Annotated in this window: 19 protein-coding genes; 7 read left to right on the plus strand and 12 right to left on the minus strand. The window is 64.5% G+C overall.

Annotated features, from left to right (window positions below):
- The first annotated feature begins 2 nt into the window (after nt 1–2).
- Nucleotides 3–1,448, plus strand: coding sequence for an NAD(P)(+) transhydrogenase (Re/Si-specific) subunit beta (locus DYZ14_RS04770; RefSeq protein ID WP_154719628.1), 1,446 nt, complete (start codon nt 3–5; stop codon nt 1,446–1,448).
- A 136-nt stretch (nt 1,449–1,584) separates the two neighbouring features.
- Here the strand turns inward: DYZ14_RS04770 and DYZ14_RS04775 are convergent, their stop codons facing one another.
- From DYZ14_RS04775 to DYZ14_RS04810, 8 genes are all read right to left on the minus strand, one after another.
- A complete protein-coding gene (locus DYZ14_RS04775) occupies nt 1,585–2,271 on the minus strand; it encodes a hypothetical protein (protein WP_154719629.1) in 687 nt (228 codons plus the stop codon).
- Between the two features lie 64 nt (nt 2,272–2,335).
- A complete protein-coding gene (locus DYZ14_RS04780) occupies nt 2,336–3,019 on the minus strand; it encodes a TetR/AcrR family transcriptional regulator (RefSeq protein ID WP_154719630.1) in 684 nt (227 codons plus the stop codon).
- Nucleotides 3,020–3,026: 7 nt separating this feature from the next.
- Entirely contained in the window at nt 3,027–4,697 is a 1,671-nt protein-coding gene (locus DYZ14_RS04785; protein WP_154719631.1) for an amidohydrolase, read from the minus strand.
- A 35-nt stretch (nt 4,698–4,732) separates the two neighbouring features.
- On the minus strand, nt 4,733–5,914 hold the full coding sequence (locus tag DYZ14_RS04790) for a serine hydrolase domain-containing protein (protein ID WP_154719632.1): 1,182 nt from the start codon (nt 5,912–5,914) through the stop codon (nt 4,733–4,735).
- Between the two features lie 70 nt (nt 5,915–5,984).
- Nucleotides 5,985–7,019, minus strand: coding sequence for an ABC transporter substrate-binding protein (locus DYZ14_RS04795; RefSeq protein ID WP_154719633.1), 1,035 nt, complete (start codon nt 7,017–7,019; stop codon nt 5,985–5,987).
- A gap of 17 nt (nt 7,020–7,036) precedes the next feature.
- Nucleotides 7,037–7,846, minus strand: coding sequence for an ABC transporter permease (locus DYZ14_RS04800; protein WP_154719634.1), 810 nt, complete (start codon nt 7,844–7,846; stop codon nt 7,037–7,039).
- A complete protein-coding gene (locus DYZ14_RS04805; RefSeq protein ID WP_154719635.1) occupies nt 7,839–8,759 on the minus strand; it encodes an ABC transporter permease in 921 nt (306 codons plus the stop codon). The genes DYZ14_RS04800 and DYZ14_RS04805 overlap by 8 nt, the downstream gene beginning before the upstream one ends.
- Before the next feature lie 5 nt (nt 8,760–8,764).
- The gene (locus DYZ14_RS04810; RefSeq protein WP_154719636.1) at nt 8,765–9,862 is read right to left on the minus strand and encodes an ABC transporter ATP-binding protein; all 1,098 of its coding nucleotides are present in this window, start codon (nt 9,860–9,862) and stop codon (nt 8,765–8,767) included.
- A 587-nt stretch (nt 9,863–10,449) separates the two neighbouring features.
- Here DYZ14_RS04810 and DYZ14_RS04815 point away from each other — a divergent pair.
- From DYZ14_RS04815 to DYZ14_RS04840, 6 genes are all read left to right on the plus strand, one after another.
- Nucleotides 10,450–11,502: a dipeptidase gene (locus DYZ14_RS04815; RefSeq protein WP_154719637.1), complete on the plus strand. Its 1,053-nt coding sequence runs from the start codon at nt 10,450–10,452 to the stop codon at nt 11,500–11,502.
- Nucleotides 11,503–11,552: 50 nt separating this feature from the next.
- Nucleotides 11,553–13,193, plus strand: coding sequence for an ABC transporter substrate-binding protein (locus DYZ14_RS04820; RefSeq protein ID WP_154719638.1), 1,641 nt, complete (start codon nt 11,553–11,555; stop codon nt 13,191–13,193).
- Nucleotides 13,194–13,261: 68 nt separating this feature from the next.
- Nucleotides 13,262–14,266 (plus strand): ABC transporter permease, encoded by a 1,005-nt coding sequence (locus tag DYZ14_RS04825; protein WP_419178283.1) that lies wholly within the window; start codon nt 13,262–13,264, stop codon nt 14,264–14,266.
- Nucleotides 14,263–15,195, plus strand: coding sequence for an ABC transporter permease (locus tag DYZ14_RS04830; RefSeq protein WP_154719639.1), 933 nt, complete (start codon nt 14,263–14,265; stop codon nt 15,193–15,195). The genes DYZ14_RS04825 and DYZ14_RS04830 overlap by 4 nt, the downstream gene beginning before the upstream one ends.
- The gene (locus DYZ14_RS04835; protein WP_154719640.1) at nt 15,192–16,025 is read left to right on the plus strand and encodes an ABC transporter ATP-binding protein; all 834 of its coding nucleotides are present in this window, start codon (nt 15,192–15,194) and stop codon (nt 16,023–16,025) included. The genes DYZ14_RS04830 and DYZ14_RS04835 overlap by 4 nt, the downstream gene beginning before the upstream one ends.
- Entirely contained in the window at nt 16,022–16,777 is a 756-nt protein-coding gene (locus tag DYZ14_RS04840; protein ID WP_154719641.1) for an ABC transporter ATP-binding protein, read from the plus strand. The genes DYZ14_RS04835 and DYZ14_RS04840 overlap by 4 nt, the downstream gene beginning before the upstream one ends.
- A 4-nt stretch (nt 16,778–16,781) precedes the next feature.
- Here DYZ14_RS04840 and DYZ14_RS04845 read toward each other — a convergent pair whose 3' ends face one another.
- From DYZ14_RS04845 to DYZ14_RS04860, 4 genes are all read right to left on the minus strand, one after another.
- Nucleotides 16,782–17,966 (minus strand): alpha-D-ribose 1-methylphosphonate 5-triphosphate diphosphatase, encoded by a 1,185-nt coding sequence (locus DYZ14_RS04845; RefSeq protein ID WP_154719642.1) that lies wholly within the window; start codon nt 17,964–17,966, stop codon nt 16,782–16,784.
- 117 nt (nt 17,967–18,083) lie between these two features.
- A complete protein-coding gene (gene fabI / locus DYZ14_RS04850; protein WP_154719643.1) occupies nt 18,084–18,854 on the minus strand; it encodes an enoyl-ACP reductase FabI in 771 nt (256 codons plus the stop codon).
- A gap of 4 nt (nt 18,855–18,858) precedes the next feature.
- Nucleotides 18,859–20,043: an acetate/propionate family kinase gene (locus tag DYZ14_RS04855; RefSeq protein ID WP_154719644.1), complete on the minus strand. Its 1,185-nt coding sequence runs from the start codon at nt 20,041–20,043 to the stop codon at nt 18,859–18,861.
- Nucleotides 20,040–21,446: a bifunctional enoyl-CoA hydratase/phosphate acetyltransferase gene (locus tag DYZ14_RS04860; RefSeq protein ID WP_154719645.1), complete on the minus strand. Its 1,407-nt coding sequence runs from the start codon at nt 21,444–21,446 to the stop codon at nt 20,040–20,042. Before DYZ14_RS04860 ends, DYZ14_RS04855 begins: the two co-directional genes overlap by 4 nt.
- Nucleotides 21,447–21,450 lie beyond the last annotated feature (4 nt).

Consider the following 21,450-nt stretch of genomic DNA (forward strand, 5'->3'; position numbering starts at 1 on the left):
TCATGACGATCGGTATCGTTTCGGCCGCCTACATCGCAGCCGCTGTTCTTTTCATCCTCTCGCTCGGCGGGCTTTCCGGCCAGGAAAGCGCCAAGCGCGCGGTCTGGTATGGCATAGTCGGCATGGCGCTTGCCGTTGCCGCCACGGTCTTCGGGCCGGGCGTCGGCAACTGGTTCATCATCCTGGTGATGATCGCCGGCGGCTCGGTCATGGGCTATTACGTCGCTGCCCGCGTGCAGATGACGGAAATGCCGCAGCTTGTCGCGGCCCTGCACTCCTTCGTCGGCCTGGCCGCCGTGTTCATCGGTTATAATGCCGAAATCGAACTCGGTCGGGTGGCCGGGATGGACGAGGCGGCGCGCCATGCGCTGACCGGCTTTGCCGCCGTTCTAGCGCACAAGCTCGCCGATCCCACCGGGGCTCTGGTGGCGATCCTCAAGGTCGAGGTCTTCCTCGGCGTGTTCATCGGCGCGGTCACGTTTACCGGCTCGGTCGTCGCCTTCGGCAAGCTGGCCGGCAAGGTCGACGGCAAGGCGAAGAAGCTGCCGGGCGGGCACATGCTCAATGCCGGCGCGGCGATCGCCTCGCTGCTGCTGCTGGTGATGTATTTCAACGGCGCCGGCATCTGGACGCTGATCCTGATGACGCTGCTCGCCTTCTTCATCGGCTATCACCTGATCATGGGCATCGGCGGCGCCGACATGCCGGTGGTGGTGTCGATGCTGAACAGCTATTCCGGCTGGGCGGCAGCCGCGATCGGCTTCACGCTCGGCAACGACCTCTTGATCGTCACCGGCGCTCTCGTCGGTTCCTCGGGTGCGATCCTGTCCTACATCATGTGTAAGGCGATGAACCGCTCCTTCATCTCGGTCATCCTCGGCGGCTTCGGCGGCACGACGGGTCCGGCGATGGAGATCGAGGGCGAGCAGGTGGCGATCGACGCCGAGAGCGTGGCCGCGGCGCTCAACGAAGCCGACAGCGTCATCATCGTGCCGGGCTATGGCATGGCGGTGGCGCAGGCCCAGCAGGCGGTCTCGGAACTCACCCGCAAGCTGCGGGCGTCCGGCAAGAGCGTGCGCTTCGCCATCCATCCGGTGGCCGGGCGTCTTCCGGGCCACATGAACGTGCTTTTGGCCGAGGCCAAGGTTCCTTATGACATCGTTCTGGAAATGGACGAGATCAACGAGGACTTCCCCTCGACCGACGTGGCCATCGTCATCGGCTCGAACGACATCGTCAATCCGGCGGCGCAGGAAGACCCGAACTCGCCGATCGCCGGCATGCCGGTTCTCGAGGTGTGGAAGGCCAAGCAGGTCTTCGTCTCCAAGCGCGGCCAGGGCACCGGTTATTCCGGCATCGAGAACCCGCTGTTCTACAAGGAGAACACCCGGATGTTCTACGGCGACGCGAAGAAGTCGGTGAGTGAATTGCTGCCGATGATCAAGTAAGGTCGCACGCAGGTGTGAATGACAGAGGCCGGGCGGAGACGCCCGGCCTTTTCGTTGTGTGGGGCAGTATTGAGCCAACCTCCCCCACAAGGGGGCAGATCACTTTCGGCCGGCCTAGCGTTCCGCCGCCGAGGGATCAGAGCTGCGGCGCTACCGCATAGCCGGCGCGCAGGACGGCAACGAGCGTGGGCGGCGTCAGAACGGTTGCCTCGGTCCGGTCTGGCAAGGTGACCGGCGTGCCATAGCCTGCATGGCTCCACGGATAGGCCTTGCCCTGCCAGAGCAGGAGCGGTGTCTGCGGCGCGGGGTCGGTGGTGAAGAAACTGCCGTCCGGCAGGTGGGCGAGCGTTGCCCGGTGGAGCCGCTTGGTCCTGCCGTCGAGGCGTTCCCGGTGGAGAAGGGCATCGATCTCGTGCGCGGGAACGAACTGGTCGTCCGGGCGGTGCGTCGCGCGATTGAAGTGTCGTTTGAAGCGGAGGAAATCGGTGCGGCGGCATTCGCCGCAGGGGCGGTGGCCGGCGGCGAAGGCAACCGCCTCGTCGAGGAAGAAGAGCGGCGTATAGTGGCCCTTGGTGTCGAAGATGACGCGGCGGCCGTTTTTTTCAGTAAGCGTGCAGCAGATCCAGGCCTTGCCGGCGTGGTGTCTGGTGATCGTGCCGTCAGGGGCATGCAGATCGCCGCGATTGCCCATCAGCGTTCCACGGGCCGACGTGGCTTCCAGATGGCCGAAGGGCGTCACGCGGTTGCGGCGGGGAGGGCGTTGGCCGGCTTCAACGGCATGGGCGATTTGAGCAGTTCGGTCGGTTTGACTGGTTGGGGGCATGGCGTCGCCCTGCTGGCTGTGGACTTTTACGTCATCCTAGCATGGCCGCGGTCGGGACGCGCGTTCAGCCTGCGGCAATCCCGGCTTCGGCCTGCAATCGCCGCACGAGGTCACGCGTGGCGATGATCAGCGTTTCCACGCCGTCATTGGTGTTGCCGTCGTTGTGCAGGGCGAAATTCTGCAGGATCAGCCCGTCGATGCCGATCAGCATGAAGCGGGCGACCGCCGTTCCGATCCGTTTCTTCTCCTCGCTGATCTCGCCCATGCCGTCGAAGATCAGCTTGCTGTAGAAGTCGATATAGGCGTTGTATTGCCGGGCGGCGAGCCAGTCGGCGCCCTGGGTTCTCAGCGCATAGAGCGTCAGTTCCGTCTGGGCGAGCTGTTTGTTGCGGGTGCGCTGGACATAGCGCCACATCGAGCGGATGACGGTCTCGATGCGCTCTTGCGGATCATGCGAGGCGGGGATGTCCGCCTGATAGGCCTCCGCCATGTCGGCGATCAGGTCTTCCAGCACGGCGAGCAGGAGGCTTTCCTTGCTGTCGAAATAATAGTGCAGCGTGGCGAGCCTGACGCCGGCGCTCGCGGCGATCTTGCGCGTGGTCAGCGCCTCCATGCCGCCGTTTTCCAAAGCCTCCAACGCACCCTTGATGATGCGGGCCCGCGTCTCGGAACCCTTGCGGGTGGCGCCGGGCGTCTTGCCCGGATGGGGGGCGCCGTGAAGGCTCGATGGTCGGCGTGGCTCGTCCATGGTGCGGTCAGGCGGTCTCGTGGGTTATACGGCCGTCGCAGATGGTCATGCGCGGGCGGACATCGGCGACCCGGTCGGGTGCGGCCGCCTCGATGTCTTGCGACAAGACAACGATGTCGGCGAGGAAGCCGGGCTTCAGCTTGCCTTTCCGGTCTTCCATGAACTCGACCCAGGCGCCCTCGGCCGTATAGGCATAAAGCGATTCCTGAAGCGTCATGCGCTGGTCCGGATCGCCTTCGCCCCACGGCTTGCGGGTCAGCGCGTTCTGGATGCATTCAAACGGCGAGACCGGCGAGATCGGCCAGTCGGTGGCGAACACCATGCGGGCTCCTGCGTCCTTCAGCGTCCGCCAGGCATAGGCATATTTCCAGCGGTCTTCGCCGAGCCGCGTGACGGTCGGCTCCAGCGGGAAGCAGGAGCCGCCGGGAACGTGGACCGGCTGCATGGAGGCGACGACGCCAAGTTCCCTGAAGCGCGGGATGTCGTCGGGATGGATGATCTCGATGTGCTCGATGCGGTGGCGGCTGTCGCGTTTGCCGTTGGCCTTGATCGCCGCCTCGTAGCCGTCGAGCGTCTGGCGCACGGCGGCGCTGCCGATCGCATGAACGGCAACCTGCAGCCCGAGGCTGTCGGCCTTCGTCGCCACCGCGTCGAAGGCTTCACGGGTGAAAAGCGGCTCGCAGTCGTAGTCGGGACGGTCACCATAGCCGTCCAGCATGTAGGCGGTCTGGCTGTCGATGACGCCGTCCATGAAAACCTTGACGAAATCGCCGCGCACCATGTCGGAGGCGAAGCGCTCTTTCCACTGCGCCGCCTTGTCGAGCATGGAAAGATCCATGAAGTTCTTCATGTGGAAGGGGATGCGAATGCGCACCGGCAGTTCGCCGGCGGCCTCCAGGTCGGCCATCAACTCCAGCTGGTAGAGATTGCCGTCGAAGTTCTGCAGCGAGGTGAGGCCTTCGGAGGCGCAGTATTCGAGGCCGCGCTTTAGGATGGCGCGGTCGACGGCGCGCTGCTCGGGGGTGAGGTTTTCCGGGTCGCCACCGGTGGCGATGCCGAGACCTTCGCGGCCGCCGGTCGAGGCGAGGCGCGCGACCGGCGTGATGGCATTGGTCTCGCGCAGTTCGCCGGTCGCCAGCCCGTCCTCGCCCATCACCACCTCATTGCCGATGCCGACGTCGCGGCCGTTCAGCAGGTCGGCGAGCTTGAGCGCCGCGGTATTGGCCCAGGCCGTGTGGTGGTCCGGCGCATACATCATGAAGGGGCGGTCCGGCAGCATGGCGTCGAGATGGTGACGCGTTGTCGGGCCAAGTTCGCCGAGGATGCCATAGTCGGCGGAATAGGCGAGCAGCACCGGCTCGTCGGGGTTCTTCGCGGCATAGTCGAGAATGGCGCTCTTCATCGCCTCGAAGCCGTGCACGGCGTGCAGGTTGAGCTGAACGAGCGACAGCGAGCCCATGAAGATGTGCATGTGGGCTTCGTTGAAGCCCGGCATCACGGTTGCGCCATCCGCGTCGATCACGCGGGCCGAGGTGCCGGCCAGCGCCATGACCTCGTCGTTCGACCCGACCGCGAGGATGCGGTTGCCGGCGATGGCGACGGCTTCGGCTTTCGGCGCCGCCTCGTCCATGGTGAGCACGCGGGCGTTGCGGATGATGAGGTCTGCGGTCTGCGACATGTCGTGGGTCCCGGAAAAAATAGAGAAGTGGCGATTCAGGCGCTGATGCGGCTCAGCGCGCGGAAAAAGGCGAAATTGTCCTGCTTGAGCTCATCGTCGAGCGGATTGGGCTGGGACGACAGCTTGACGATCACCGTCTCGGTCGACGGGTCGACATAGAGCCACTGGCCGTGGATGCCGATGGCGCAGAAGGCCCCGTCCGGTTCGCCGGTCTGATACCACTTGCTGCGATAGCGGCCGTTCGGGAGCATGGTCGGCTGGCTTGCGGTCCAGGCGCCCGGGTCGCCGGCGGTCTTCATGTCTTCGACCCAGGCTGTGGGCACCACCTGGCGACCGTTGGCGCTACCGCCGTCGAGCAGCATCTGGCCGACGCGGGCAAGGTCACGGGCGGTGACGCAGACGCCGCCGGCCGAACGCGCCGTGCCGGCACCATCGACGCTGACGAGCGCGTGGTTCTTCGCGCCGAGCGGCTTCCACAGGAGATCGGAAAACAGGTCGACATAGCGGCGGCCGGTGGCACGCTCGATCAGGATGCCGAGCAGGTCGGAATTGGGCGAGGCGTAGAAAAATGGACCGCCATGCGGGCGATCGGACTTCTGGATGGTCATCAGGAATTCGGTGAGCGTCTCGACCGGGGCGCCGGCTTCCGACGGGTTCCACAGCGTCGAGCGGCGGTAGCGGGCAAAGGCGCCGTTCTTGTCGAGATAGGCCTCGTCGAAATCGAGGCTGACGCGCATGTCGAGCACGTCGCGATAGCTGCAGTCGCCATAGGCCGAGCCTTCGGCCTCGGGGATCAGGCTGACCACCGGGCAATCCGGATCGATCACGCCCTGTCCTTCGAGGACGGCGGATACCAGCGCGGTCAGCGATTTGCTGATGGAAAAGACGATGTGGCGCGCGTTGACATGGGCATGCGGCGCATAATGTTCGGCGACGATCCGGCCGCCCTTCATCAGGACGAAGGCGTCGGTGTGGGCATAGTCGAGGAAGGCACGGGCATTTGTCGTGCCGGCAAGCCCGGTTTCGAGGGGAGTGTCGAGCAGCGGCGAGGAGGAAAGGGCCGCGTCCGGCTCCTCGGCCCCGGCGCGGATTTCCGCTGTCGGAACCATTTCGCGCAGGTTCTGGAACGACCAGCGGCTATAGGGGGCGGTACGCCAGTTGGCGATCGTCACGTCGCTGCGCGCGAAGCCGTGGGCTGTCTCGAATTCGGTTGTCATTGATATATTCCCTTGGAACGGGAGAGCCCTCAGGGCTCCCCCGTCGTCATGCAGGTTCGGATCTGGCCGGTTATTTCTGAATCTCGGTCCAGATCTTGGTGTAGATTTCCTGGACTTCCGGCTTGCAGGCGAGGTTGAACTTGCCGGCGGCCTTGGCCGATTCCGGTATGTTCACTTCCGGAGCGGTCTTCATGTCTTCCGGCATGAAGGCTTCCGAACCCTTGATGCCGTTGGCATAGCGGGCGAAGGCTGAGATCAGGGCGGCGTTTTCCGGGGCCATGATGAAGTTCAGGAACAGCTTGGCGTTATCGACGTTCTTGGCGTCTTTCAGGATCGAAGCATTGTCCATCCAGATCGGATAGCCTTCCTTCGGATAGCCGTAGACGATGTTGGGGTTGGCCAGGCGGCCGCGGAAGGTTGCACCGTTCCAGTCGACGGAAGCGGCAAGGTCGCCCTTGGTGTATTTCTCGACCGTGCCGTAATCCATCGAGATCCACTTCGGCTTGGCGGCCACCAGCAGGTCGCGGACCTTCTTCAGCACTTCCATATCGCCGGTGCAGGGTTCGCCGCCGGCATAGGTGATCGCGAGGTGCATGACGTCCGACATTTCCGGCACGACATTGACCTTGCCGACCAGTTCGGCCGGCGGGTCGAGGAAGATCGCCGAGGTGTTCGGATCACCGGAATAGACCGACTTGTCGACGGCGACGCCTGTCGTGCCCCACTGCCACGGAACGGAATATTTGCGGCCCGGATCGAAGGGCACGTCGACCCATTTCGGGTCCATGTTCTTGAAGTTTTCCATCTGGTCCGGGCGCGATTCCAAGAGCAGGCCTTCGCCGATGAAGACCGGCATGGCCGAGGCGGACGGCACGACGATGTCGAAGCCATGGCCGCCCTGGCGGATCTTGGCGAGCGCGGTGTCGTTGGAATCATAGTCGGTGAGCGTCACCTTGACCTTGTAGGTCTCCTCGAACTTCTTGATCAGTTCGGGATTGGTGTAATTGCCCCAGTTGAAGATGTTCAGTTCGCCTTCGGCATGGGCGAAGGCGCACGACGCCAGCAGGGCTGCTGCTGCGGTTGCGAGTCTCAAGGTCTTTTTCATGGTTCCCACTCCTGTTTCTACTCGGTTTTCTCGTTGGATCTGCTGAGGAAGAAGAAGATCGTGACAACCGCCAGCGACAGCAGCAGAAAGACTGTCGAGATGGCATTCATCTCCGGCGTGATGGCACGGCGCAACTGGCCGAGCATGTAGGTCGGGAGCGTGTCCTGACCGCCGGATTTCACGAATTCGGTGATCACCACGTCGTCGAGCGAGATGACGAAGGCCAGCATCAGGCCGGCAAGGATGCCGGGCCACAGCAGCGGCAGGGTGACATGGCGGAATACCTTGAACGGCGGCGCGTAAAGGTCGGCCGCGGCACGCTCCAGCGCCAGGTCCATGCTCTCCAGACGAGCGCGGATCGGCAGGTAGGCGAACGGGATGCAGAAGGCCGTGTGGGCCAGGATCAGATAGCCGAGTCCGGAATAGCCGGTCCAGACCTTGACGCGCGAGAAGAAGATCAGCAGCGCAACGGCGGTGACGATTTCCGGCACCATCAGCGGCATGTTGAGGAAGGAATATTTGAAGGTCAGGCCGCGATAGGGGGCGGTGCGGGTCGTGGCAATGGCCGCGAGGGTGGCCACCGCAGTTGCGATCACGGCGGCGACGGCGGCAATCTTCACCGAGCGGATCGAGGCTTCGATGACCTGTTGGTTATTCCACGCCGCGGCGAACCAGCGCAGCGAGAAGCCCTCCCAGAGCGCGATCGAGGTGCCGGAATTGAAGGCGAAGACGACCAGGGTGGCAATCGGCAGGTAGAGGATGAAGAAGCACAGCATGGCGATCGTGGCGAAGCCCGTCTGCGTGCGGATGTTGAAGCCCTTATGCATGGCCGCCTCCGGTCTTTCCGGCATTCTTCACATAGTAGAGCATGGCGGCGAGCACGATGATCACCAGGGTGATCGACAGCGCGGCCCCGAGCGGCCAGTTGCGACCCTGGCCGAACTGCAGCTCGATCAGGTTGCCGATCATCAGGTTCTTGCCGCCGCCGAGGATGCGCGGGATGACGTAGGACGACAGCGCTGGGATGAAGACCAGGATCGAGCCGGCAATGATGCCGGGTTTCACCAGCGGCACGATGATGCGGCGAAGCACCTGGAAGCGGGTGGCATAAAGATCGTAGCCGGCCTCGACCAGGCGGAAGTCGAGCTTTTCCATGCTGGCATAAAGCGGCAGCACCATCAGCGGCAGGTGGACATAGGCCATGCCGAGCAGGATGGCGAAATCGGTGTAGAGCATCTGGATCGGCGCTGAGATGACGCCGAGCTTCATCAGGACGGTGTTGGCGAGCCCCTCGTTGCGGATCACCTCCTGGATGGCGAAGGCGCGGATCAGCATGTTGGTCCAGAAGGGGATGGTGATCAGGAACAGCCAGACCGAGCGGATATGGGACGGTCGGCTGGCGATGAAATAGGCCGTGGGGAAGCCGAAGATCAGCGAAATGATGGTGGTGGCGACGGCCAGCTTGATCGAGCGCCAGAGGATCGAGACATGGGCGTCGGCGATCGAGATCGTGTCGTCGAAGATGTCGCGCGACAGGAAGACGTTGAACCAGGCCTCCGTCGAGAATTCCCATTTCACGTCGCCATAGGGGCCCGGCGCGAGGAAGGAATAGATCAGCACGATCAGCAGCGGGCCGACGCTGGCCAGTGCAATGAGGAGCAGGGCGGGGGCGCTGAGCAGCCAGCGATCGCGGATGTCCTTGGCTTTTGCCGCGGTGGCGGCTTCGGCGGCGGTGCTCATGGCCTCTACCCCTTGAGGATCTGCGCGGCCTGTGGGCCGAGACGGACAGCGACGCGCGCACCCTTCTCATGCGCCACGGTGCTGTTGCGCATGTTCTGTTCACGCACGATGAAGCTGTCGCCGCTGTTGAGCAGGATGTGGAAATGCGTGTCGGTGCCGAAATAGATGGCGTCGGCGAGCACGCCGTCGAAACTGCCGGCGCCGGGCTCGGCGAGCGAGGCATGTTCGGGGCGCACGACGATGGTGACCTGGCCGGACGGGCGCATGTCTCCCGGAAGCGAGGCTTCGATGACGGTACCGGCGGTCAGCCGGACGGTGGCCGTGCTTTCACCGAGATCGACCACATCGCCGGCGAGGAAGTTCGACTCGCCGATGAAGTCGGCGACGAAGCGGTCGGCGGGGCGCTCGTAGATTTCGTGGGCCGAGCCGACCTGGCGCACCTCGCCGTTCGACATGACGGCGATGCGGTCGGACATGGTGAGCGCCTCTTCCTGGTCGTGCGTGACGAAGATGAAGGTGATGCCGGTCTCGGCCTGGACCCGCTTCAGCTCGATCTGCATCTCCTTGCGCAGCTTGTAGTCCAGCGCCGAGAGCGGTTCGTCGAGCAGCAGGACCTTCGGCTTCGGCGCCAGCGCGCGGGCAAGCGCGACGCGCTGTTGCTGGCCGCCGGAGATCTGGGCGACCGAGCGGTCGCGCATCGATTCCATATGGACGAGGGCCAGCATCTCGTCGACGCGCGCCTTGACCTCGGCCGCGGGCTTGCCGAGCATATTCAGGCCGAAGCCGATGTTCTCGGAAACCGTCATGTGCGGGAAGAGGGCATAGGACTGGAACACGGTGTTGACCGGCCTCTTGAACGGCGGCAGCGGAGCGATGTCCTCGCCGTTCAGCAGGATCTCGCCGTTCGTCGGAAAGTCGAAACCGGCGATCAGCCGTAAAAGCGTGGTCTTGCCGCAGCCGGATGGGCCGAGCAGGGTGAAGAATTCGTTCTCGCGGATCGTCAGGTTGATACGGTCGAGCGCGGTGACCTGACCGGCGCCGGCGCCATAGACGCGGCCGACGTCCCGGATTTCGATTGCGGCCTTCTTCGATGTCGAACTCAAGAAATATCCCCAGGTTTGAAATGGATCTTTTCCGGCAACAGGTCGCGTTCCGGCATGGCCGGCCTGCTGTCGCGCCCGGTCGGCTCGTCGATCATGGCGACGCAATAAGCGTGCCACGCGCTATGATGTGACTATCTCCTCCTCGTCTCCTCCCGATCGGAGCCTGCGCGCCCTCTGAACCCGCTGAAATTCAGCGATGCGCAAAGGCGTTGCTCCACTGCGGGCTCCTCCAAGCCCGATCCCGCGCAGGGCGGAATTTTGGTATCGTGCCGCAAATTTGGTCGCTTGACCATTTTTATTTCGCCATGCGGAGCAAATTTTGAGCGACCCTCGCCGGGCGGCCGAAAGGTCCGCAATCGTGCCCGATGAAACAGGGAGCCCCGGTTGCGCGGGGCGGAGGCGGGCCTGCTACTCCTGCGCGCATCGCCTTGTTCGCAATCGCTTTTTTTTGGCTTGAACCGGCGCGCGATTTAGTTCTACGTTAGTTCAACAAGCGGTCTCGGCCGCTGTGCCTATCGTGCCGGGAACGTCTGTGCAGTCGTTCCGGGACAATCATCTTCGCTCTTGGACGGCAGGAATTTCTCTTCATGGAACGGGTTTTCGACGGTCACAACGACGTCCTGCTTCGGCTCTGGCGGGGACGGGCGAACGGGGTCGATCCGGTCGTAGAGTTCGTCGATGGTACGAGGGAAGGCCATATCGACGGGCCGCGCGCCAAGGCGGGCGGGCTGGCCGGTGGGCTTTGTGCCATCTACATTCCCTCCGACGGCGACTTCTCGTTGAAGGAGCCCGACGCCGAGGGGCATTATTCCACGCCGCTCGAAGAACCGCTCGAGCGCCAGCCGTCGCTTGACATCGCTCTCGGCATGGCCTCGATCGCCCTTCGGCTCGACCGGGCTGGCGCCTGGCGGCTGTGCCGTTCGACCGGCGAGATCCGCAAGGCGATGGACGACGGCATTTTCGCCGCGGTCATGCACATGGAGGGCTGCGAGGCGATCGGTGAGGATCTCGACGCGCTAGAGACCTTCCATGCGGCCGGATTGCGGTCGCTCGGGCCGGTGTGGAGCCGCAACAACATCTTCGGCCATGGCGTGCCGTTCGCCTATCCCGCATCGCCCGATGCCGGGCCGGGCCTCACGGATGCCGGCTTCGAACTGGTGAAGGCCTGCAATCGGCTCGGCATCCTGGTCGACCTTGCCCACATCACGGAAAAGGGCTTCTGGGACGTGGCCAAGACCAGCGACCAGCCGCTGGTCGCCAGCCATTCCAATGTCCATGCGCTGACGCCGGTGGCGCGCAACCTCACGGACAAGCAGTTCGACGCGATCAAGGAAAGCGCCGGCCTGGTCGGCCTCAACTATGCCGTGACCATGCTGCGCGACGATGCGAGGGACGATGCGGATACGCCGATCAGCGCCATGGTGCGCCATGTCGACTACATGGTCGAGCGCATGGGGATCGACTGCGTGGCGCTCGGTTCCGACTTCGACGGCGCGACGATTCCGGCCGAAATAGCCGATGCGGGCGGCAATCAGAAACTGGTTGCGGCCCTGAAAGCCGCCGGATACGCTGATCAGGACCTTGCCAAGATATGCCGGGAGAACTGGCTGAGAGTTCTGGCGTCCGCCTGGCACGAATAGGCTGCGGGCGCTTTGAAAAAGACCAATCGGAAAAACAGGGGAACGACAAAATGATACATTCCTTCAACAAGTCCATGCGTCTGCTGACCACCAGCGCGGCCATGGCGCTGCTCATGGCTGCCGCGCCGCAGGCCTTCGCCGCGACGCCGGCCGACACGCTGGTGCAGGGCTGGGCCTTCGACGACATCATCACACTCGATCCGGGCGAAGCCTTCGAGATCTCGACCGCCGAGGTGACCGCCAACACCTATAGCAAGCTCGTCAATCTCGACATGAACCACACGTCGAAGGTCGTCGGCGAACTGGCCGAGAGCTGGACGATCTCCGAAGACGGCATGACCTATACGTTCAAGCTGAAGCCGGGCCTGAAATTCGCCTCGGGCAATCCGATCACCGCCGAAGACGTCGCCTTCTCCTTCGAGCGCGCCGTCAAGCTCGACAAGTCGCCGGCCTTCCTGCTTACCCAGTTCGGCCTCAACGGCGACAATGTCGCGGACAAGGCCAAGGCCGCCGACGAGACGACCTTCGTTTTGTCCGTCGACAAGGCCTATGCGCCGAGCTTCGTGCTCAACGTGCTGACCTCCACTGTGACCTCCGTCCTCGACAAGAAGGTCGTGATGGACAACGCCAAGGCCGTGACGCCGACCGCCGAATACAAATATGATACCGATTTCGGCAACGAGTTCCTCAAGACCGGCTATGCCGGCTCCGGCCCGTACAAGATCCGCGAATGGCGCGCCAATGAGGTTGTCGTGCTGGAGCGCAACGACAATTACTTCGGCGAGAAGCCGGCCCTTGCCCGCGTGATCTACCGCCACATGAAGGAAAGCGCCGGCCAGCGCCTGGCGCTGGAGAACGGTGATGTCGACGTGGCCCGCAACCTCGAGCCGGGCGATGTCGATGCGGTTTCCAAGAAGGAGGGCATCGCTCTTACCTCGGCTCCGAAGGGCACGCTCTACTATTTCAGCCTCAACCAGAAGAACGAGAACCTGGCCAAGCCGGAAGTGGTCGAAGCCTTCAAGTACCTGGTCGACTATGACGCGATCGGCGAGACCCTGATCAAGGGCATCGGCACGATCCACCAGACCTTCCTGCCGGCCGGCCAGCTCGGCGCCCTCGACGACAAGCCCTACAAGCTCGACGTCGCCAAGGCCAAGGAACTGCTGGCCAAGGCCGGTCTGGCCGACGGCTTCACCGTCAGCATGGACGTGCGCAACACCCAGCCGGTCACCGGCATTGCCGAAAATGTCCAGCAGACGCTCGCCCAGGCCGGCATCAAGCTGGAAATCATCCCCGGCGACGGCAAGCAGACGCTGACCAAGTATCGCGCCCGCCAGCACGACATCTATATCGGCCAGTGGGGCTCGGACTATTTCGACCCGAACTCCAATGCCGAGACCTTCACCTACAACCCCGACAATTCGGACGAAGGCAAGACCAAGACGCTCGCCTGGCGCAATGCCTGGGACGTTCCGGAACTGACGAAGAAGACCCAGGCCGCGCTTCTGGAGAAGGATTCGGCCGCGCGCGCCGCGATCTATGAAGACCTGCAGAAGCAGGTGCTGACGACCGGTCCGTTCGTCGTCATCTTCCAGCAGACGGAAGTGGCCGGCTATTCGGACAAGCTGAAGGGCTACAAGCTCGGCCCGAGCTTCGACACCAACTTCGTCTACACCGTATCCAAGGACTGAGGTTCTTGGCCCTTCTCGAGACAAAAACCGAGGCGCGGCGCTCCGGCGCCGGCGCCTCGGCCTTCGCCATGTCGTTGCTGCGGTTCCTCGTGACCGTGGTGACGACCTATCTCGGCCTTCTGGCCGTGACCTTCTTCATCGGCCGCGTCGTTCCGATCGATCCGGCGCTCGCCATTGTCGGCGACCGGGCGCCCGCCCATGTCGTCGAGCGCGTGCGCGAGGAACTCGGCCTCAACCTGCCGCTCTACCAGCAGTTTTTCATCTATGTCCGACAGGCGCTTTCCGGCGACTTCGGAACTTCGGTGCTGACCACCAATCCGGTGATGACCGACATTCTCCGGGTATTTCCGGCGACCATCGAGCTTGCCAGCGTGGGCACGCTGATCGGTGCCGTCTTCGGCATACCGCTCGGCGTGCTCGCCGCGGTCAAGCGCGGCTCGATCGCCGACCAGATCGTCCGCGTCATCGGGCTTATCGGCTATTCCGTGCCGATCTTCTGGCTCGGTCTTCTGGCGCTGGTATTCTTCTATGCCAAGCTCAACTGGGTCGCCTATCCGGGACGCGTGGACATCGTCTACGAATACTCGTTCACGCCGGTCACCGGCTTCTTCCTTCTCGATGCCGCCTGGCAACGCCAGTGGGACGTGGTGTGGGACCTGTTCCGTCACATCATCCTGCCCGGATCGCTGCTCGGCTATTTCTCGCTCGCCTATATCAGCCGGATGACCCGTTCCTTCATGCTGAACGAGCTCAGCCAGGAATATATCGTCGCGGCGCGGGCCAAGGGCCTGTCGGAGACGCGGATCATCTGGTTCCACGCGCTGCGCAATGCCGCCGTGCCGCTGGTGACCGTGATCGCGCTCTCCTATGCCGGCCTGCTCGAGGGCTCGGTGCTGACCGAGACGATCTTCTCCTGGCCGGGGCTTGGCCTCTACATCACCAATTCGCTGCAGAATGCCGACATGAATGCCGTCCTGGGCGGCACCATGGTCATCGGCGCCGTGTTCATCGGCATCAACCTTCTGACCGATATCCTCTATCGGACACTCGACCCGAGGACGCGCAGCCGATGAGCCAGACCGACATCCAAACCAAACAGAGCCTGCGCGACTGGCTGCTCTCCGACCGTCCGCAATCGCGCCGGCAGGCCCGGCTCGGCCGGCTCTACATCATCTGGCGGCGCTTTTCCGAGAACCGTCTGGCGGTGCTCGGCCTGCTGATCCTGATCGGCCTGCTGTTCGTCGCCGCCTTCGCCGACGTGCTGGCGCCGCATTCGCCAGTACAGGGGGACCTGCGCAATGCCCGGCTTTTGCCGCCCGGCACGGTCGGCTACCTGCTCGGCACCGACGACCAGGGCCGCGACATTCTCTCGCGGCTGATATACGGCTCGCGGTTGACGCTCTTCGTCATCTTTCTGGTGGCGATCATTGCCGCGCCGATCGGGCTGATCGTCGGCACGGTGTCCGGCTATGCCGGAGGCTGGGTCGATGCCGTGCTGATGCGCATCACCGACATCTTCCTCGCCTTCCCGAAGCTCGTGCTGGCGCTGGCGCTGGTTGCGGCGCTGGGGCCGGGCATCGAGAACGCGGTGCTTGCCATCGCGATCACGTCATGGCCTCCTTACGCGCGCATCGCGCGGGCCGAGACGCTGACCTTCCGCAATTCGGATTTCATCGCCGCGGTCAAGCTGATGGGCGCATCGCCGCTGCGCATCGTCATCTCGCACATCATGCCGCTGTGCATGTCGTCGTTGATCGTCCGCGTCACGCTCGACATGGCCGGCATCATCCTGACTGCGGCGGGCCTCGGCTTTCTCGGTCTCGGCGCCCAGCCGCCGCTGCCGGAATGGGGCGCGATGATCGCGTCGGGCCGCCGCTTCATCCTCGACCAGTGGTGGGTCGCGGCCATGCCGGGCTTTGCCATCCTGATCGTCTCGCTCGGCTTCAACCTGCTGGGCGACGGGCTGCGCGACGCGCTCGATCCGAAGGAGGCCGGCCAATGACGCCGCTCCTCACCGTTCAAAACCTGAAAGTCAGCTTCCCGACCCGCACTGGCCTCATCGAGGCCGTGCGCGGCGTCAATTTCACCCTTGGCAAGGAGCGGCTCGGCATCGTCGGCGAGAGCGGTTCCGGCAAGTCGCAGACCGGGCGCGCCATCATGGGGCTTACCCCCGGCCATGCGAGGATCACCGCCGACACGCTTTCCTTTGGCGACACCGATCTCCTGTCGATCTCGAAGCGCGAGCGGCGTTCGTTGCGCGGCAAGAAGATCGCCATGATCCTGCAGGACCCGAAATATTCGTTGAACCCGGTCATGCAGATCGGCCGGCAGATCATGGAAACCCTGCATACCCATGAACGCCTTTCCAACGCCGAGACCCGCCAGCGGGCGCTTGCCATGCTGGAAGCGGTGCAGATCAGCGATCCGGAACGCGTTTTCGGGCTCTATCCGCATGAAGTCTCGGGCGGCATGGGCCAGCGCATCATGATCGCCATGATGCTGGTCTGCGGCCCTGAACTGCTGATCGCCGACGAGCCGACGTCGGCGCTCGACGTCACCGTACAGCTCGAAATCCTGGCGATCCTCGACAAGCTGGTGTCCGAGCGCGGTATGGGGCTGATCTTCATCAGCCACGACCTGCGGCTCGTCTCGTCCTTCTGCGACCGGGTGCTGGTCATGTATGCCGGCCGCGTGGTCGAGGAGCTGCCGGCGTCGCGGCTGTCCGAGGCGCAGCATCCTTATACGCGCGGTCTGCTGAACTGCCTACCGCAGATCCATGCGGACCGGCATCCGCTGCCCGTCCTCGAACGCCAGGCGGAGTGGGCGCTATGACCGTACCGGCCCTTTCCATCCGCGACATGCTCGTCACTTTCAGCGGCTTTCGGGCGCTCGACGAGGTGAGCCTCGACATCGCCGCGGGCGAGTCCTTCGGCATTGTCGGCGAATCCGGCTCGGGCAAGTCGACGCTGCTGCGCGCCGTTGCCGGCCTCAACCGTTTCGACAGTGGCACGCTGACCGTCAATGGCCGCAGTTTCACCGGTCACAAGCGCGACCATGAGTTCTATCGCACGGTGCAGATGGTGTTCCAGGACCCCTATGGTTCGCTGCATCCGCGCCAGACGGTCGACCGGCTGCTGCTGGAGCCGCTGGCCATTCACGGCTTCACCGATACCGAGACGCGCATCGCGCGGGCGCTGGACGAAGTGGGGCTGGGCTCCGGCTTCCGCTTTCGTTTCTCGCACCAGCTGTCCGGCGGCCAGCGGCAACGCATCGCCGTTGCGAGGGCACTGATCGTCGAACCGAAGGTGTTGCTGCTCGACGAGCCGACCTCGGCGCTCGACGCCTCGATCCAGGCCGAAATCCTCAACCTGCTCGAACAGGCGCGCCGCGATCGTGGCCTGACCTTTGTCATGGTCAGCCATGACCTGGCGGTGATCAGCCATATGTGCGAGCGGCTGGCGGTGATGAAGACCGGCAAGGTGGTGGAGGCACTCGACGTGGCGCAATTGCGCTCGCGGGAGTTTTCCACCGACTATACGCGCCAGCTGTTGACCGCCAGCGAGGGGTTCGTGCGGGAAGCCTGAGCGATCAGGCGACCCGGTGCCCCTTGCGCCACACGGCTTTCAGGTACGGATGGCCGTCATGCTCGCCGACACGGATCAGGTCGGCGCGCTTGCCCGCGGCGATCTCGCCGCGGTCGGCAAGGCCTGCGGCTTCGGCGGGCGCCTTGGTCACCATGCGCACGGCTGCGGCCAGGTCGTAGTCGAGGGCCGGGTCGCTGGCGATCAGGAAGGCGGCATCGAGCATCGAGCGCGGCACGTAATCCGAGGCGAGGATGTCGATGAGCCTTTCCTCCAGCAGGTCGCGCACCGCGACATTCCCGGACTGCGAACCGCCGCGCACAATGTTGGGCGCACCGCCGACGATCAGCATGGACCGGGCGCGGGCCTCGCGGGCCGCTTCCAGCGTGCAGGGAAATTCGGAGATCGCCACGCCCTCGTCGGCCGCGAGATCGACATGTTCGATGTCGGTGTCGTCATGGCTCAAGAGCGGCAGGCCGCGGGCGCGGGCGAGCGCCACGACCTCGGGGCGGACCGTGCGGCCGATGTCCGATTTCTCGGCCACCATCTGGGCGATGCGGTCGCGGATGATCGCCTCGCTTTCGCCCCCTGCCTTCTGCAGGCGGTTGACGTAGGCGTCCATGTCGCGGCTCTGGCGGATGCCGGGCAGATGCTCCATCACCGAGACGACGCGCACCAGCGGCCGGTCGATATTGGCGGCCGTGAGTTCCGGCGTGCGCGGGTCGACGACCTCGCAGCGCAGGTGGACGAAATGCTCGGCGCGTAGCATGCCGGCGGCCTGGGCGCGCTCCAGCACGTCGATCATGGGCCCGAGGATCGCCGCCCGCTCGCTGTCCTCCGAGGAGACGCCGACGCAAAGGCTGTCGAACACGGTGGTGACGCCGCCGCCGATGATCTGGGCATCGTGGGAAAGGGCGGCGCGCATATAATCCCAGCGGACGTGCGGGCGGGGAAAGACGTGCTTTTCGAAATGGTCGGTATGGATGTCGACGAGGCCGGGCAGCAGGTAGTCGCCAGAGAAATCCAGTGCACCGGCGACAGGCGAGCCGGCTTCGACGGAAACGATCCGGCCATCCTCTACCACGACCGTGCCATGGACGACCTCATCGGCCAGCACGATCCGCGCATTGCCGATGACGAGCGGGACTTTCTCGCCCGGTTCACGGCTTTCAGACACGACATTCATCAGCATCGTCCGAACTTCCTTCTGGATGGGGCGTAGCGGCGGCGGTCCGCCGACTCGCGTGCACCTGTTCGAGGACCGTGCTTAGACGCGCTCCGTGAAGGTTCTGTGTCGGGTTGGCACTGTTCAGGCGACCGTGTGGAAGCCTCCATCGGCATAGATCACCGAACCGGTCATCGGCGCGCCGGCGTCGCTGGCGAGAAAGGCGGCGATCTGGCCGATCTCGTCGATTCCGACGAGGCGATGGGCGGGCGTGCGTTCGCGCACCTTGTCGAGCAGCGCATCGAAGCGGTCGATGCCGGAGGCTGCGCGAGTCTTAACCGGGCCGGCCGAGATCGCATAGGCGCGTATTCGGCTTTCGGCGAGGTCGGCGGCGAGATAGCGCACGCTCGATTCCAGCGCGGCCTTGACCGGGCCCATCATGTTGTAGTTCTCGACCACCCGGTCGGCGCCGTAGAAGCTCACCGTCATGAGGCTGCCGCCATCCTTCATCAGCGGAACGGCGAGTTTGGCCATGCGGATGAACGAATGGCAGGAGACATCCATCGCCATGGCGAAGCCTTCGGCCGAGCAGTTGACGACGCTGGTGTGCAGATCCTCGCGCGGGGCAAAGGCGATGGAATGCAGGACGAAGTCGAGCTTGCCCCATTCGCGTTCGATCCGGTCGAACACCGCTTCCATCTGGCCGGGAATGCGCACGTCGAGTGGAACGAGCAGGGCCGCACCGAGCTTTTCGGCGACCGGCCGGACGAAGGGCTCGGCCTTTTCGTTGAGATAGGTAACGGCAAGTTCGGCGCCGGCAGCGCGAAAGGCCTCGGCGCAGCCCGCGGCGATGCTCATCTCGTTGGCGATGCCGACCACAAGGCCGCGTTTTCCTGCAAGGTTCGTCAAGGACATGCGTTCATTGCTCCTGCTGAAGGACCGACAGCGCTTCGTCCGCGATCACCTGTTCCTCGTCGGTTTCGATCACCATCACCCGCACACTTGAGCTGGTGGCCGAAATGGTCGGGGCATTGGCGGCGTTGGCGCTCTCGTCCAGTTCGACGCCGAGAAAGGCGAGGCGTTCGCACACGGCGCGGCGGACCGGCGGCTGGTTCTCGCCGATGCCGGCGGTGAAGACCAGGGTGTCGAGCCCTCCGATGGTGGCGGACAGCCTTGCGACCTCGCCGGCGATGCGGAAGGTAAACACGTCGATCGCTTCGGCGGCCTCCGCGGCGCTGCTCTCGAGCAGCACGCGGCTGTCGGCGCTGATGCCGGAGAGGCCGATCAGACCCGACTTGTGGTAGACGATGTCCTCCACCTCTTCGCGCGTCAGACCCAGGCGCGCCATGAAGTGGAAGATCACGCCTGGATCGAGCGCGCCGGAGCGGGTCGCCATCGGGATGCCGTCGATGGTCGAGAAGCCCATGGAACTGTCGCGGCTCAAGCCGTCCTTGATCGCGCAAATGCTGGCGCCGCTGCCGAGATGGGCGACGACGGTTCGCGCCCTGGCGAGATCCGGGCCGAACTTCGACAGGGCCCCGGCGATGTACTTGTAGGACAGACCGTGGAAGCCGTAGCGCTTGATGCCCTGGTCGAAATATTGGCGCGGAATGGCGAAGCGCTGCACGGTCGCAGACTGGGTGCGGTGGAAGGCGGTGTCGAAGGAGGCAGTCTGCGGCAGATGCGGCTTCAGGTGGCGGACTGCCTCGATCAGGCGCAGGTTCTGCGGCTGGTGGAGCGGCGCGAGCGGGGTGAGCGCGGCGATTTCGGCGAGTGCTGAATCATCGATCAGTACCGGGCCGGAAAAGCCGTCGCCGCCGTGCACGACGCGGTGGCCGACGGCGGTAACGGCATCGATGTCGAAATGGTCGGCGAGCCAGCCGAAGGTTTCGTCCAGCACCTCATGCAGCACGTCACCGCCTTCGGCCTCGAGCGGTACGTCGAACACTTCCGGTCCTTCGACCAGGTGGAAGGTCAGCGGCTTGTGGCGGAAGTCGATCATGCCCTTGCCGATACGCTGCGCCTTGCCGTCCACACGCTGGAAGAGGCCGATCTTCACCGTCGAGGAGCCGGCATTGAAGGTGAGGAGCAGCTTTTCCTTCATTGGGCCGGCAGCCCTTGCGCCGCGCGCTTGGCGGCGACGAGCTTGGCAAGCGCGGCCGAGGCGATGCGGACCTTGAGGCTGTCGGAGCGGCTGGTGAGGATGATCGGCACGCGGGCGCCGAGCACGAGGCCGGCGGCATCGGCGCCGGCGAAATAGAGCAATTGCTTGGCCAGCATGTTGCCGGCTTCGAGATCCGGCACGAGCAGGATGTCGGCCTGGCCGGCGACCGGCGAGACGATGCCCTTGGTGCGGGCGGCTTCGAAGCTGATGGCATTGTCGAAGGCAAGCGGCCCGTCGACGCTGCCGCCGGTGATCTGGCCGCGCGCTGCCATGACGGTCAGCGCTGCCGCGTCGAGCGTCGCCTGCATCTTGTCGTTGACCGTCTCGACTGCGGCGAGCACGGCGACCTTCGGATTGGGATTGCCGAGCAGTCGCAAAAGGTCGATGGCGTTCTGGCAGATGTCGCGCTTGTGGTCGAGGGTAGGGGCGATATTGATCGCCGCGTCGGTCACCACCAGCAGCTTTTCGTAGGCCGGCACGTCCATGGCATAGACATGGCTGATGCGTCGTTCGGTCTTGAGCCCCGAGCCGGCCGCGACGATGGCGCCCAGCAGTTCGTCGGAATGGAGACTGCCCTTCATCAGGGTCGAGACCTTGCCGGCGACCGCCAACTCCACCGCCTTCTCGGCTGCGGCATGGCTGTGCTCGACCGAAATGATCTCGAAGCCGTCCAGCGAGGCGCCGGCCTTTTCGGCGGCGGCGCGGATCTTGGCTTCCGGACCGATCAGGACCGGGTCGAGCAGGTTCTCGTCGCGGATCTCGAGCGCCGCCTGGATTGCCTCGGGCGAGCAGGGGTGGACGAGCGCTGTCCTGACAAGGGGCAAGGCGCGCGCCTCGGCGATGATGTCCTCGAAGCGGTCGTGGTGCTGCGCCACGGCGGCCGGAAGGGCGACCTGCGGCCACTCAACCCGCTCGAAGGGGGCAATCACAGTTGCCTGGCCGCTCAGCACATCCTCGCCGTGCTGGTTGATGCAGCGCGTGTCGAACACGACGATGCGCTTGTCGACACGCTTCTCGGTCACCGTGACGGTGGCGGTGATCGTGTCGCCCGGGAAGACCGGCTTCTGGAAACGCAGTTCCTGGCCGAGATAGATCGTGCCGGGGCCGGGCAGCTTGGTGCCGAGCACGGCCGAGACCATGGCCGCCGTCCACATGCCGTGGGCGATGATGTGGCCGAAGAAGTCCTTCTCGGCGAATTTGGGGTCGACATGGGCGGGATTGAAATCGCCGGAGGCGAGCGCGAACAGCTCAATGTCTTCGCGACCGATGGTGCGCGCGATCGTGGCGCTGTCGCCGACCTTCAGCTCGTCGAAGGTGCGGTTCGTAAGCAGGGACTGGTTCATGGCT

Source organism: Ciceribacter sp. T2.26MG-112.2, assembly GCF_900492205.1.
Taxonomy (GTDB): Bacteria; Pseudomonadota; Alphaproteobacteria; order Rhizobiales; family Rhizobiaceae; genus Allorhizobium; species Allorhizobium naphthalenivorans_A.